Origin of the sequence: Sinimarinibacterium flocculans, assembly GCF_003201205.1 — a bacterium.
In the GTDB taxonomy this organism is placed as follows: Bacteria; Pseudomonadota; Gammaproteobacteria; order Nevskiales; family Nevskiaceae; genus Solimonas; species Solimonas flocculans.
The window spans coordinates 23362-36354 of the sequence record NZ_QICN01000015.1 but is presented as its reverse complement, the minus strand read 5'-3'; the positions used below and the strand labels follow the sequence as shown (position 1 = coordinate 36354).

19 protein-coding genes are annotated in these 12993 nt (G+C 64.5%); 13 read left to right on the top strand and 6 right to left on the bottom strand.

Going from position 1 to position 12993, the window contains the following annotated elements; all coding sequences use genetic code 11:
- The first annotated feature begins 9 nt into the window (after positions 1 to 9).
- The 5 genes from C8D93_RS19235 (at position 10) to C8D93_RS19215 (ending at position 4894) form a co-directional block, all read left to right on the top strand.
- Positions 10 to 1587, top strand: coding sequence for a TolC family protein (locus C8D93_RS19235; protein WP_146216674.1), 1578 nt, complete (start codon positions 10 to 12; stop codon positions 1585 to 1587).
- Between the two features lie 39 nt (positions 1588 to 1626).
- The gene (locus C8D93_RS19230) at positions 1627 to 1929 is read left to right on the top strand and encodes a hypothetical protein (protein ID WP_110266865.1); all 303 of its coding nucleotides are present in this window, start codon (positions 1627 to 1629) and stop codon (positions 1927 to 1929) included.
- Positions 1929 to 3359, top strand: coding sequence for a copper oxidase (locus C8D93_RS19225; protein ID WP_211307429.1), 1431 nt, complete (start codon positions 1929 to 1931; stop codon positions 3357 to 3359). Before C8D93_RS19230 ends, C8D93_RS19225 begins: the two co-directional genes overlap by 1 nt.
- 12 nt (positions 3360 to 3371) lie before the next feature.
- Entirely contained in the window at positions 3372 to 4361 is a 990-nt protein-coding gene (locus C8D93_RS21450) for a c-type cytochrome (RefSeq protein WP_146216673.1), read from the top strand.
- 62 nt (positions 4362 to 4423) lie between these two features.
- On the top strand, positions 4424 to 4894 hold the full coding sequence (locus tag C8D93_RS19215; RefSeq protein WP_211307428.1) for a DUF411 domain-containing protein: 471 nt from the start codon (positions 4424 to 4426) through the stop codon (positions 4892 to 4894).
- 229 nt (positions 4895 to 5123) lie between these two features.
- Here the strand turns inward: C8D93_RS19215 and C8D93_RS21185 are convergent, their stop codons facing one another.
- The 3 genes from C8D93_RS21185 to C8D93_RS21395 form a co-directional block, all read right to left on the bottom strand.
- A complete protein-coding gene (locus tag C8D93_RS21185; RefSeq protein ID WP_170124130.1) occupies positions 5124 to 5975 on the bottom strand; it encodes a sterol desaturase family protein in 852 nt (283 codons plus the stop codon).
- Between the two features lie 85 nt (positions 5976 to 6060).
- Complete coding sequence (locus C8D93_RS19205; protein ID WP_110266863.1) at positions 6061 to 6819, bottom strand: helix-turn-helix domain-containing protein; 759 nt, start codon at positions 6817 to 6819, stop codon at positions 6061 to 6063.
- Positions 6820 to 6942: 123 nt separating this feature from the next.
- Complete coding sequence (locus tag C8D93_RS21395) at positions 6943 to 7173, bottom strand: type II toxin-antitoxin system RelB family anti-toxin (RefSeq protein ID WP_110266862.1); 231 nt, start codon at positions 7171 to 7173, stop codon at positions 6943 to 6945.
- Positions 7174 to 7355: 182 nt separating this feature from the next.
- Here C8D93_RS21395 and C8D93_RS19195 point away from each other — a divergent pair, with 182 nt between their 5' ends.
- The 6 genes from C8D93_RS19195 (at position 7356) to C8D93_RS20505 (ending at position 10024) form a co-directional block, all read left to right on the top strand.
- Complete coding sequence (locus tag C8D93_RS19195) at positions 7356 to 7694, top strand: hypothetical protein (protein ID WP_110266861.1); 339 nt, start codon at positions 7356 to 7358, stop codon at positions 7692 to 7694.
- Positions 7695 to 7763: 69 nt separating this feature from the next.
- Positions 7764 to 8093, top strand: a complete 330-nt coding sequence (locus C8D93_RS19190; RefSeq protein WP_110266860.1) for a hypothetical protein — start codon at positions 7764 to 7766, stop codon at positions 8091 to 8093.
- Entirely contained in the window at positions 8093 to 8368 is a 276-nt protein-coding gene (locus C8D93_RS20515) for a nuclear hormone receptor family protein (protein WP_146216672.1), read from the top strand. Before C8D93_RS19190 ends, C8D93_RS20515 begins: the two co-directional genes overlap by 1 nt.
- A 34-nt stretch (positions 8369 to 8402) precedes the next feature.
- Positions 8403 to 8915: a hypothetical protein gene (locus C8D93_RS20510; RefSeq protein ID WP_146216671.1), complete on the top strand. Its 513-nt coding sequence runs from the start codon at positions 8403 to 8405 to the stop codon at positions 8913 to 8915.
- Positions 8916 to 9205: 290 nt separating this feature from the next.
- Entirely contained in the window at positions 9206 to 9481 is a 276-nt protein-coding gene (locus C8D93_RS19180; protein ID WP_110266858.1) for a hypothetical protein, read from the top strand.
- A gap of 33 nt (positions 9482 to 9514) precedes the next feature.
- Positions 9515 to 10024 (top strand): hypothetical protein, encoded by a 510-nt coding sequence (locus C8D93_RS20505; protein WP_146216670.1) that lies wholly within the window; start codon positions 9515 to 9517, stop codon positions 10022 to 10024.
- 71 nt (positions 10025 to 10095) lie between these two features.
- Here the strand turns inward: C8D93_RS20505 and C8D93_RS19175 are convergent, their stop codons facing one another.
- The 3 genes from C8D93_RS19175 to C8D93_RS19165 are packed head-to-tail and all read right to left on the bottom strand — an operon-like array spanning position 10096 to position 11503.
- On the bottom strand, positions 10096 to 10362 hold the full coding sequence (locus C8D93_RS19175; protein WP_110266857.1) for a thioredoxin family protein: 267 nt from the start codon (positions 10360 to 10362) through the stop codon (positions 10096 to 10098).
- 3 nt (positions 10363 to 10365) lie between these two features.
- Entirely contained in the window at positions 10366 to 11091 is a 726-nt protein-coding gene (locus C8D93_RS19170) for a hypothetical protein (protein ID WP_110266856.1), read from the bottom strand.
- On the bottom strand, positions 11081 to 11503 hold the full coding sequence (locus tag C8D93_RS19165) for a heavy metal-responsive transcriptional regulator (RefSeq protein WP_110266855.1): 423 nt from the start codon (positions 11501 to 11503) through the stop codon (positions 11081 to 11083). The genes C8D93_RS19170 and C8D93_RS19165 overlap by 11 nt, the downstream gene beginning before the upstream one ends.
- A 135-nt stretch (positions 11504 to 11638) precedes the next feature.
- Between C8D93_RS19165 and C8D93_RS19160 the strand changes: the two genes are divergently transcribed.
- Positions 11639 to 12061 carry a MerR family transcriptional regulator gene (locus C8D93_RS19160; protein ID WP_110266854.1) on the top strand — a complete coding sequence of 141 codons (423 nt, stop codon included), beginning with the start codon at positions 11639 to 11641 and terminating at the stop codon, positions 12059 to 12061.
- Position 12062: 1 nt separating this feature from the next.
- Positions 12063 to 12695: a DUF4396 domain-containing protein gene (locus C8D93_RS19155; RefSeq protein WP_170124129.1), complete on the top strand. Its 633-nt coding sequence runs from the start codon at positions 12063 to 12065 to the stop codon at positions 12693 to 12695.
- The last annotated feature ends 298 nt before the right edge of the window (positions 12696 to 12993 follow it).

Sequence of the window (12993 nt, the reverse complement as noted above, 5' to 3'; positions counted from 1 at the left end):
AATCCCATCGTGCGTTACACCGTCCCCCGTGGGCGGCTCGCCAGCGTTTTCGTCGCCGCCGTCCTGACGGGCTGCGCTACCGCACCGGCCGATCGCGGCCTGAGCGAGGTGCAAGGTCTGCTGAAGGCCCGCGACCCCACCCTGGCGTCTGCCCAGACAGCCCTGTCGGCTGATCCCGAATCCATCGACACTCAAATGGCCACCCTGATGGCCGCTCCGCTGACAGCGGACCGCGCCCTGAGCGTCGCCCTGCTCAAGAGTCCGCGGCTGCGCGTCATCTATGCGCAGCTCGGTCTGGCGCAGGCTGACTGGCTGGACGCCAGCCGCTTGTCCAACCCGGTCCTGTCGTTCTCGGCGCTGGAGTCCAGTGCGTCCGGCGAGCGCACGCGGCTGGGCTACGGCCTGGTTCAGAACTTCACCGACCTGCTGTTCCTGCGCAGCCGCAGCCGCATCGCAGCACATGGTCGGGACCAGGTTGAGGCGGACGCGGCCGCGGCCATCCAGGATCTCGCCGCCGAGGTGCTGAGCCGCTACTACGAGGCGGTTGGCGCCGCGCAGACTGCGCAAATGCGCCGTGTCATTGCCCACGCCGCTACGGCGTCGGCCGATCTGGCGCAGCGATTCAAGGACGCGGGCAACATCAATGCGCTGGAGCTGGCGCGCGAAAAGGCGGCAGCCCATCGTGCGGTGCTGGAGCAGGAATCCGCCGAGGCCGAGGCCAGCAGCGCAGCCCTGGCGCTCAATGAAGCCATGGGCCTGTCACCGCCGCTGGCTTGGACGCTGGACCCGCAGCTGGCCCTGCCGGTAGATGAAACGCTATCGACCGATGCGCTGGTCGCCAGCGCGTTGCAGCAACGACTTGACCTGCTGGCCAAGCAAAGAGAAATCGACGCCATCGAAGGCGCGTTGGGACTGGCGCGGACGCTGCGCTGGATTCCGTTCGTCGAGGTCGGCCTTGAAGGCGAACGCGAAGGTGACGGCTCGCGCTTGCTCGGCCCTACGGTGGCGATCGAGATTCCGCTGTTCGGCAAGAGCCAGAGCGAGGTGCTGCGGATGCAGGCGCGTCGCGAACAGGCGATCGCCGAGGCCGAGGCGATTCGTGCCGAAGTCGCCAACGGCGTCGCCACTGCCCTGACGCGGATGCAAGCGGCGCAGGCCCGCGTTCAGCGATTCCGGGAGGGGCTGATTCCGCAAAGCGAAGCCGTTGTCGCGCGCATGCAGGAACTGCAGAACTACATGATCGTCGGGCAGTTCGAATTGCTGGTTGCCAAGCAGGAGGAGTACGAGGCCTACGCCGGCTATCTCGACTCGCTGCGTGATTACTGGCTTGCCCGCGTGGCGCTGCAGCACGCCGTTGGTGCCGCGTTGCCGGCGAATGGACAGGACGGGCCATCAAGGACCGGCGCCATCCGCCTTCCGGACGCTGCCGCTGGCGGCGGTCACAGCATGCACTCCGGCATGCATCACGGCGCGAGCCACCAAATGTCGGGCGATGTACACACGCAGCACGACATGCATCCGCCCGCCGAGTCCTCATCCGAGCCGACCGCGCCGCCGCGCGAGACCGACGCACACGCGCATCACTGATGCGCCGGGTCCGATCGCTCAAATCACTGGAGACACATCATGACATTCCAAGTTCGCATGTTCTTCGCCTCGCTGCTGTTCGCAGCGTCTTCCATGGCGCTTGCCCACGATCCGGCCGAGCACGCCAAGGAAGCTGCCGCAGCGGGCAAGGCCGCCGATTGTTCCGCGCTGGACCACAGCGCGATGGATCCCGCCGACCCGGTGGCACGCGCGCTGATGGCCAAGTGCGGCATGCAGGACGGTGACGGGGGAGCTCACGAGGGTCATGGATCCCCCGATGCGCAGACGAAGTCCGAGCCGGACGAGCTGTCCACATCGTCCAGCCACCACGGGGAGCACTAATGACCAGCCGTCGACAATTGCTGCAGATGATGGGCGCGGGCATCGTCGCGGGCGCTTCGTCCCGCGCGCTGGCCCAGCATGAAGGGCATGACATGTCGCGGATGAGCGCGACGCCTGCGTCCAGCACAGTTCCCGTGCCTGCCGGTCTGGAGCCGCCCAGGGCGCAGAAGCGTCACGCGCAGGGCTATCTGCCGGTTCGCACCCTCAACGGCTGGACCTTGCCCTACGAGATCAAGAACGGCGTCAAGGAGTTCCACCTGGTCGCAGAGGAGATCGAACACGAGTTCGCGCCCGGCTCGCGTGCGAAATGCTGGGGCTACAACGGCACCACGCCGGGGCCGACGATCGAGGTCGTCGAGGGCGATCGCGTGCGGATCTACGTCACCAACCGCCTGGGCGAGCCCACCAGCGTCCACTGGCATGGGATCGACGTGCCGGTCGGCTACGACGGCGTTGCCGGCCTCAACCAGCCGGCGATCGGCCCCGGCGAAACCTACGTCTACGAGTTCACGCTCAAGCAACACGGCACGCACATGTATCACCCGCATGCCGACGAGATGACGCAGATGGCCTTCGGCATGATGGGTCTGTTCATCATCCATCCACGCGAACCGGAGGCTGTAGCGGTCGACCGCGACTACGCCTTCCTGCTGCACAACTGGTCCATGCACCCGGGGACCTACAGGCCCGATCCGTCGGTCATGGTCGATTTCGATCTGTGGACCTTCAACAGCAAGGTGTTCCCGGCCACCGAGCCGCTGGTGATGCGCACCGGAGAACGCCTGCGCGTGCGCATCGGCAACCTGTCGATGTGGAACCACCCCATCCACCTGCACAGCAATCCGTACTGGGTCACCGGCAGCGATGGCGGCCGCTGGCCGCAGAGTCAGTGGCGACGCGAGACGACCGAAATCGTCGGCGTCGGCCAGATGCGCGACATCGAGTTCGTCGCCACTGAGCCTGGCGACTGGGCCTTCCACTGCCACATGGCCCACCACACGATGGGACCGATGGGCCACGGTGTGCCCAATCCGGTGGGCGTGGACCAGTCCGGTGTCGAGGCCGAGATCCGGCGCATGCTGCCCGGTTACGGCGCCATGGGCCGGTACGGCATGAGCGAGCACAGTGGGCACGTGGCCATGGGGTTGCCCGGACCGGAGAACACGCTGCCGATGATGGCCGGCGAAGGGCCGCACGGGCCGATCGAGATGGGTGGCATGTTCACGATCGTCAAGGTGCGCGACGACCAGAAGCCGGGGGACTACACCGATCCGGGCTGGTATCGCTCGCCGAAAGACCAGATGGCTCGACGCATCAGCGTCGATCCGGGATTCGGCCAGCCGCATCGTCGCCACCCCTACGGCTCACCGACCGACACGCCGGCCAAGGTGAAGCAGCCGCAGATGGATCACTCCCGCCATGGCGGTTAAGGAGATCATCCCGTGAAGCTACTACGCGCTGTACTACTGGTTGCTTTTGCGACGACGATCGGCGCCGTCGGGTTCTTGTACTCGGGCTTGTATCCGATGGGCGCCGATACCCCGCACACCGGCCCGGTCTACTGGGCGTTGGAGACGTTGCGCGAGCGCTCTATTGCACGCGCGATCCGGGACATCGAAGCACCGGATCTGAGTGATCCACAACTGCTGCTGGCAGGTGGCCCGGATTACAACGATATGTGTGCCGGTTGCCATCTCAAGCCGGGCCGCTCCGCATCCGATCTGAGTCAAGGCCTGTACCCGCAACCGCCGAATCTGGCAGAAGCGAGCGATGATCACAGTCATGCTCATGATCCGGCCATCAGTGCAGCGCGTCAGTTCTGGATCATCAAGCACGGCATCAAGGCGAGCGGGATGGCTGCGTTTGGTCCGACCCATGATGACGAGCGGATATGGGCGCTCGTAGCGTTTCTGCAGAAGCTGCCGGAGCTCACACCAGCTCAGTATCAGATCCTGACGGCACGCGATGCCGCAGATTCAGGTGCAAGCCGACAATCGCACTCCGATACCGGGCACGGCGAAGCTCCGAAACCGAACCTTGATCCTACGGACCAAAGTGCTGTCAAAGCGTTGGACGCCTTCACCCACGCCCTCCGGTCCGGCGATGCCGAGTCTGCGCTCACACTGCTGTCGCCTCAGGTATTGATCTATGAAGGCGGCGGTGCTGAGCGCTCGCGTGATGAATACCTGGATCACCACCTGAAGGCCGACATGGCCTTCCTGAGCCAGGCCCGCATCGACATCCGCAATCGCGTGGTACAGAAGGTCGGCACCGCCGTCGTCGTTCTCACGGAGTCGCGAATCGAGGCGTCCTCGCAGGATCAACCCGTCAGTCTGCTGAACACCGAGACGGCGGTGCTCGAGTTCGGCGCAGAGGGGTGGCAGATCACGCACCTGCACTGGTCTTCACGCGATCACGCGTCAACGCAATGATCGGAGCCGATAGGATGAACGCGAGAGTAAAACAGACTTCATTCCGGTCCAGACGGCGGGCCATGGCCGGGCTCGGCGCTGTGGTCGCGATTGCGCTGGGCGTCGCTATCGTGATTGAGTCGCGGCGAGGGTTGCCGCCTACGGCGGACGCTGGCGCCATCGTGGTCTACAAGGACGCGGGCTGCCGGTGTTGCACGAAATGGGTTGATCACCTGCGCAGGGCCGGCTTTTCGGTTGCAGTCGAGAATCGCTCAGATATGGCGGCGGTCAAGCGCGACCTCGGCGTGCCGTCGTCGCTCGCGTCCTGTCACACCGCCCAGGTGGACGGCTACGTCATTGAGGGGCATGTACCTGCCGAAGACATCCGAGCGCTGCTCGCCCGCAGGCCCGATGCGGACGGGCTTGCGGTCCCCGGCATGCCCGTCGGATCTCCTGGGATGGAAAGCGGGAGCCGCATTGATCGATACGACGTTCTGCTCTTCGCCAGCGAAGGTGACCCATCTGTCTTCGCAACGCACGGCGCCCAATTTTGAGCGTGAACAATCATTTGCTCCATACCTCCGAACGTGAGTGCGAAACGTGGCGGTGATGGGATGCGACCTGCCTTCTCCCTTGCGGGGCATGCCAGTACCGCTTTTCGCTCTCCGGCAGAGCGCGGCGCAGGCATGACCCGCCTGAAGCCCAGACTCCCACTTGGGGCGGGCATCGAGCGGCTCGTGATATCTGCGGCTGCTGCTTGAACCGCCGGAACGCTAGGTCGGCTCAAGTTGATGATCGCCTGAGCGGCCACAGAAGCTGGCCGATGTAGGTTGTTGGAATGTCCGCCTCATTCAGCCCCACTTCACCACGTGCGGGACTGTGCGGCGCGTCGTGATGCGTGCCGAAGATCCTGTCCCAGATCAGGAATACCTCGCCGAAATTCACTTGAGCGTCCTCGAAGTCACGCTTGTGATGCCAGCGGTGCATCTCGGCGACGCCCAGCAGATGGCGGAACGGTCCGAGCCGGTAGTCAAGGTTGGCGTGCTGAAACGCCAAGTGCACGCTCATGATGCCGAGCCAGGCTCCGACCGCAATGGGCGTAGCGCCTAATGCCAGCAGCACGGTCAAACCGGGGCCCGCGAGCACCAGAGCGGATAGCGGATGGCGGCGACCACCGTTGAGCCAGTAGAGGCGCTCCGGCATGTGATGAATCGCATGGAGCCGCCAGAGAAAGCCGCTGGCATGGCTAGCCCGGTGCATCAGGTACAGCCCCAGATCCATGATTGCGCCGGTGACCAGGACCTGAGCCCACATGGGCGCCGCGGCTGGCCATAGAGGCGGCCACTGCGGCACCCACAGCCGCAGTCCGAACGCACCCGCGACGCTGATCTGGATCAAAGCATGACTGACCAGCAGATGGAGTACGTCCACCCTGGTATCGCCGTCGTGATCGCGGTTCCAGTCCGGCTCAAAGGGCGCCAGTCTCTCCAACAGGGCAACCACCGCCATGCCGGCGACCACGAGCAAGGGAAATACTGGCCAATAGGCCACGCCACTTGCCGCAAGTACCACCAGCGTCAGGGCCAAACCACCCATGACCGCGGGATACGAGAGATATCGAACTGCGGGCTTCATGCGTCTTGCTCCATCGCTGGTTCCACCGATGGATACACGCTACGACGTGAGGATCGAGAATCGCTTGAACGAATTGGCTGAACCCTCACTCAAGTCCAGTCTTGAGCGAGAAGGCCGGATTGAGCAGCACCTGCGGTGGGATCCCGAAGGTCCGTCGAAAGCTGCGCGACAGATGGGCGGAATCCGCGAATCCGGCGGCGTGCGCGGCCTCGGTCAGACGGTAGCCCTGCGCCACGCTGGCCAGGGCTTGCTGCAGCCGCAGCCACCGCAGGTAAGGCCGCAACGGCATCCCTGTATGCGCGCGGAACAGATGGCCGAACCGGCCGGGTGAAAGGCTCACCCGGGCCGCGAGTTCCGACGTGCTGATGCGCTCAGGTAACGGACGCGGAAGCGTCGCTAGCAATTGTGCAATGCGTGGATCATGGAACGGTGGCGTTCCGCTTGCCGCAGCGGAATCCAGGATGATTGCGACCACCCTCTTCAGTGTCTGCGCGGTGACGCACTCAGGCTGCCGAAGTAAGCCGCGCAGGTGCTCTGCCTGACCGGCACTGAGCGCGCGAGCTCCGGCGCCGCACCAGGCATCCAGCTGTCGGCCGAGATCCGTTTCCCGATTCACGTACGCCAGCAGTAAGGGATCGCGACCGCCGGTCAGCCGGTGTGCGTGGTCCGCTGCGATCACCGCACCAGCCCCTTCCAACTCGCCCGACTTCTCAGACCACAGCCCAACGGTCCCGGTCAGGCCAACCACGAGCTGCACCGCGTGATGACGGTGAGGCACGTGATCGCCTGCCGTGCCGAAAAAGATGGCCCATCCGGGCTGAATGATCGCTTTGCCTGTCCACATCGCTCCATCATCCAGACTGGAGTGACTCCGCTGCAACCGGGCTTGACTCCGGACCCATGTTCAAGATTTACGCTTCTACCCAGCTAGTCTGAACAAGGCGGTGCCCGGCGAACATGGGGCAGTCTATGTGGGGCGTCTGAGCAGCAGCTCGCCGTCGATGCCGAACGCCTCCGCGAGCTTCTCAATCGTGTCAACGGAGATCGCCGACTTGGCGGACTCAACACGGCTGATATATCTCTGGCTCACACCCGAGCGGTGCGCCAGATCCTCCTGAGTCCACTGGCGTGCGTGACGTTCATTCCGCACATTCACAGCGAGCCTCTCACGAAGGCTGATTTTGCGCGGCCGGACCATGCGCAAAGGCTTGGGTCCGGGCCGTGGACTGTCCACGACCTATAGGTCATAATGCGCACGCCGGCGCTCCCTGGCGCTCGAAATGCCTGTCGATGTGTCAGCGGACAGTCCGAAGCCGCGACAGGCAAGCTGGGGCATGCGGTCGAACCCATCCAGAACACCGGAATATCAAGGGGTCGAGCGTGTCCTTTGTTCTCGTCTACGGCGATCACGAGATCGCGCTTCCGTTGCAGTTCGAAGCGCATGTCGAGGAAATACTGATCCGCCTGATGAGGGCGTCGCCGGAATCTCCCATGCAGGAGCGCAGGCGGCTGGAGCTGTCCTCCAGCATCGTCGAGGTGGTCTCGTCGATGTTGGAGAACAACGTGATCCCCCCTTCGGAGAAGCAGGTCAAGTACGCGGTCGCGATAGCCCGCGAGCTGAACCTACAGATCCCGGCGACGGTGCTGCAGCACCGTCACGCGATGACCGAGTTTCTGGCCAACCACGCCGAGACGTACCGGAAAAGTCGCGTGCGCTGACGCATTCGAGCGTCAGTCCCTGCGCGACGCGGGGCCTCGAAGTTGATCGACGTACTACATGCAGGGCCGATGAGCGGTTCGGCGCTTGAGCGGCACATTGCCCGGCGCGAGGTGATCCCCCAGGTCCAGAACCGACCTGACCGGGAGTATCCGGAGGTTCGCTGGGACCAATACGGCGTCGTTCCCACGAACGAAGTTGCCGTGACCGCGAGCTGCGGACCGATTGCAGTATTCGCATTGGCCCCGTCCGGGCTCGTCTTTCCTGTTATGGCGGACCGCATCTACGGCACCGACGTGATGGACATCCAGCTCGGCCAGGAACTTGCGGAGGCGCTCTGGCGCCGACACGGAGTCGAACTGGCGGCCCAGGCGCTGAGTCAGCGCATCGGGAGGCGCTGATGGCCGCCGATCAGACCATCCGGTTCGCCCGCGAAATCCGTCTGCGCCGGCGGGGGCATCCGGAGCAGATGCTGCGCGTCTTGCAAGACCATGCCGGGTGGTACTACGTCCTTCGACTGGCGGGCACGCAGGATTTCGGTCCGTACCTGCTCGAAGAAATCACTGGCGCGTTCGATGTCGAGCCCGAACCGCTGTCCGTCCATGAGTTATGCCAAGGGCCTTCAAACGGCGAATCCGGAGCTGATCCGCCGAATTCAGAAGATCACCCGTTGTGAACACAGCCACCTTGCACCTGATTTGGAGAGATCGATGCCAACATCCGAGCAATTGCCCACCTACCTCAACCAAGCACTCAAGGATGGGCGCGCCATAACGCTGCTCGCCGACTACCGTCCAGCCGAACTCACCAGTTACTCCCTGACGGTCTTCGGCCTGGTCGACACCGTGGGATTCGAAGGGCTTCTACTAGCCGACGATGACTCCGGTACCGAGTACGTCCGGATCCCGCTACCTGGGAGCGTTGCAGGAGGTGTCGCCGAAATTCGAACTGACTCGGCCGATGCTCGCGCCGTACACGAGCTGTGGTCGCTCTGGAACAACGGCGTACGAGACAACTACCTTCAGTTCACGGGAACGATCGCGACAGCCTGGGCGCTTGCAAGGCTAGACTCGGCGCTGGCAGGGGCGACCGTCGTTGGTGATAAGTCCATGGAGACCGCTCCTCAAGCGAAAAAGCGACGGTCAAGGGCGCGCGCGGGCGGGACTCCGCCGAAGTCGAGGCGGGCCGCCAGTAATGCCGGCAATCGACGGGGCCGCAAGTGATCCGAAGGTCAGTTGGATCGCCATATGACGGCATGCGGCCGACATCGTAGGTTTGGTGCCTTTCCGGCGATAGCCGGCCATCAGCGATGGATCGAGAATGAGCACCGAAAAGATCCAGTCAGCGAGGCATCCCATGAACGGGATGACAGAGAACGACTTCGGCCTCCAGTGGCAGGCGGCGCACAGCACCAAGTGCGAAGGTTTTGCGTAGGAGAATGTCCCAAAACTCGTCCTACTTAACGCTTACCCCTGGTCGCGCAGGCTTTGACCCTTCGCGCGGGGAGCGTCTGATGGCTGCCGACCAGCGCGCGCGATTTGCTCGCGAGATCCGCTTGCGCAGGCGAGCCTATCCGGACCAGATGCTGCGTGTCCTTCAGGACCACGCTGGCTGGTACTACGTCCTTCGACTTGCGGGCACTCCGGATTTCGGTCCGTACCTGCTCGACGAGATCACCGACGCGTTTGATGTCGAGCCCGAACCGTTTTCCGTGCACGAACTGGACCCAGCGCCTTCCGAGGCTGAATCGGAGGCCGACCCGCCGAAATCAGGGGAGCGGCCGCAGTGAACTTCGCCACCTTGCACCTGATTGGAGAGAACCATGCCTGCATCCGAGCGTCTGCCTACTTATCTCACCCGGGCAATCAAGAGCGGCCGCGCCATTACGCTGCTCGCCGACTACCGTCCTGCCGAACTGGCCGGCTTCTCGCTGACGGTCATCGGCCTGATCGACCGCGTGAGTTTCGAGGGGATACTCCTGGCGGACGATGATCCGAGCACTGAGTTCGTCCGACTTCCACTCCCAGAGGGCGCATGCGGGACTGTTCCCGAAATTCGAACCGATTCGTCCGACGCCCGCGCCATCCATGAGTTGTGGGCTCGCTGGCACAGCGGGGTTCGAGATGGATACCTCCGGTTCACGCGCACGATCGCGACTGCACTCTCGCTGGCGAGACTGGATTCGGCGCTGCAAGGGGCAACCATGGTAGGCGACGGTCCCTCGGAGTCCGCTCCGCGACGGCAGAAGCGACGGCCAAGGACGCCAGCCGGCGCACAACGCGATTCACCGCGCTCCGCAAGCCGCACCGGCAAGCGACGTGACGGTAAGTGAGGTAAGGATCACACGGGATCGCCGTGCCGGAATCGGGAATCCTCCAGAGACTGTCCGCGACACCCGATCTCCTAAAGCGCTCGTCCGATCCCGGACTGACGCAAGCTGTTCGCATCAGGGCCTCGGCCCGCACAGCAGCCTGCCAGCGCGCCGTTGATCGCCACCGCCGGGACGGACCGCACCCCCAGGGCTTTGGCGCGCGCGGCGACCACCGGATCGTGCATATCCAGCACGGCGACTTCGCAGGACTCACAGGCGATGTCGTGAACCAGCTGGACAGTGTCATCGCAGGCGGGGCATCCCGCGCTGAAGACTTCGATCTTGCGTTTGGTGCTCATGATTTACTCCTTGGTCACGGATGGAGAAGCGTCCGGCTCGCAGGCTGGACAGTGAAGGGCTGCGGCGTCGGATCGGGGCCACGAATTCCAGATGCAAGCCCCGAACAGGGCCGAGGCGCCCACATAAGCGGCGACATTGCTCTCGAAGCCGAACTTGCCTGTGACGATGGCCGCGCCGGCGAGTGCTGCGAGCCGCAACGGGCCGTAGCCCCGCCGCTGCGGCGCACGCCAGGCGAGCAGACTCAGCACCAACGCCAAGGCGGCCAGGGTCAGCGGCAGCAGGAAGGCCGTCTCCAGCAGGAACGGCAGCCCGAGCGCGCCGACCAGCGCCGCGTAGGCCGGCCAACACGCCGGGCAGATCAGCTTGGGCAGAAAAGCGATGCCCACTGCCGGACCCCAAAGGCCAGCGCCTTTCCAGTCGAAACGGCTGCCGGTCCGCCGCAGCGCTCGGGTAATGACGTCCACCGGCGGCACGCCCGACATCGCATTTCCGCCCTGCGCATACAGACGACAGCAAGCGGTGGCGTCCGCCATCGGTGCAACATCCCGGCCGTTGATCAGGATGGTCGGCGAGCCAAAGCGTCGGACGCGCGCAGGCGCGGCGTTGTCGTCGCGCCGCCACTCGCGCCAGCGCGGTGGCTGCGAGGCCAGGGCGAAGGCCCGCAGCAACTGCGTTCGCGCCTTACCCACGTTCGGGCAGTCGGCGTCATAGATCAGTTCAACGCTCATGTTCAGGTTCCATCGTCATCAGGATAGGGCACGCCTCGGTCGGGCCGTCGCCAGGACAGCGCTTCATCAGCCGCGTCAGCACGGTCCGCATCCGCTTCAGGCTGGCGAGCCTGCCTTCGATGTCGGCGACCTTCGCTGCGGCCCGTTCGCGCACATCGGCGCAGGATTTGTGCGGGTCCATACTCAGCGACAACAGTTCCTGGACCTCGCGCAGCGAGAAACCCAACTCCTGGGCATGCCGGATGAAGCGCACGCGTTGTACGCAGTCGGGCGCAAACTGTCGGTATCCGGACGCGCGGCGCGCCGGCGACGGCAGCAGTCCCCGGCGTTCATAGAAGCGGATCGTCGGCACACCGACGCCGGCACGTTTCGCCAACTGGCCGACGGTCAGAACATCGCTCGCATTGCTCATGGCGGACATCCTCCACCCTGCACCATAGTGCAGAGTCAAACCCCATGACAGCGCGTTCCTGCTTCTGCCGAGCGACTCCTTGACTCTGGACCTGAGTCGAGGGTTTAAGCTGTGTTCAGAAAAGCGGAGTGAGCTATGCAGACGTTGACCATCGGCAAAGTGGCGAAACAGGCCGGTGTCGGCATCGACACCGTGCGTTTCTACGAGCGCGAAGGTCTGCTGCCCGAGGCGCGGCGCGCGGAGAGCGGCTACCGGCTCTATTCGCTTGACGACGTGGATCGCCTGCGTTTCATCCGCCGCGCGAAAACCCTGGGCTTCAGCCTTGAGGAGATCGCCGAGCTGCTGCGACTGAATGCCGCCGAAGGCAGTCGCTCGGACGTCAAGCACCTCGCGCAGCGGCGTCTGGCCGATCTTGACCGGAAGCTGGGCGAATTGACTGCCATCCGCGATGCGCTGGCCACGCTGGTGCGGCGGTGTTCCGGTCAGGGATCACTCAAGGGTTGTCCCATCATCGAAGGCGTGCTGGCTCAGGACACGCCGAGTTACAGGGAGCACTGACATGGAGCACGAACACGTTCACGCCCGCACCCTGACTCGGACGAGGGGGCATGACGGCGGCGCTATAGATCAGAAGCAGGCTCTCGACGAACATGCCTGTGGCGCTCATCACAAGGTGCGTGAGCATCAGGGCGGAGCGAACCCCGGCCAGCCGTCACCGGCTGCGAAGATCGCCTCGCCGCACGCGCATCATGTGCACGGTGGCGCGCCGCAGTCACACGCGCGGCTGACCACGTCGGCAACACTGCATTGTCTGACGGGCTGCGCCATCGGCGAGTGGATCGGCCTCGCCATCGGTGTGAGCCTGGGCTTCAACCCCTGGGCCACCATGGCACTGGCGACGGCGCTGGGGTTCCTCAGCGGCTATGCGCTCGGCCTGTGGCCCCTGGTCAAGCAGGGCATGAGCTGGACGCAGGCATTCCGGACGATCTGGCTGGGCGAGACGATCTCGATCGCCGTGATGGAGTTCGCCATGAACTTCACCGATTATCACGTTGGCGGCGTGCAGGCGGCCTCGGTGTTCGCGCCGCAGTTCTGGCTAGGCTTTGCACTGGCGCTGCCCGCGGGTTTCGTCGTCGCCTGGCCGGTGAACTGGTGGCTGCTGCGCAGCAGCGTCAAGAAGCCCTGTCACTGACCGGTTACCGTCTGGCGGTCATGCCCGAGCGTTCATGCCGATTGCGGAACCCTTGAAACCTGCCTAGAGTCATAGCCGTCATGAATCGCATCCGGACACTGCTGAGCATGCTCCTGGGGCTGGTGCTCCTGGCGCAGGGCATTGCCGTGTCCGCTGCGCCGCGGGCCTCGTTGTCAGCGGCCCCAGCCCTCTCGGCGACTGTCATGGCCGACATGCCCTGTCACGGGCAGATGGCGAGCCAAGCGGACGAGATGGGCGAGCAGCAGCCCTCCTGCTGCGACGAAAACTGCCCCGACAT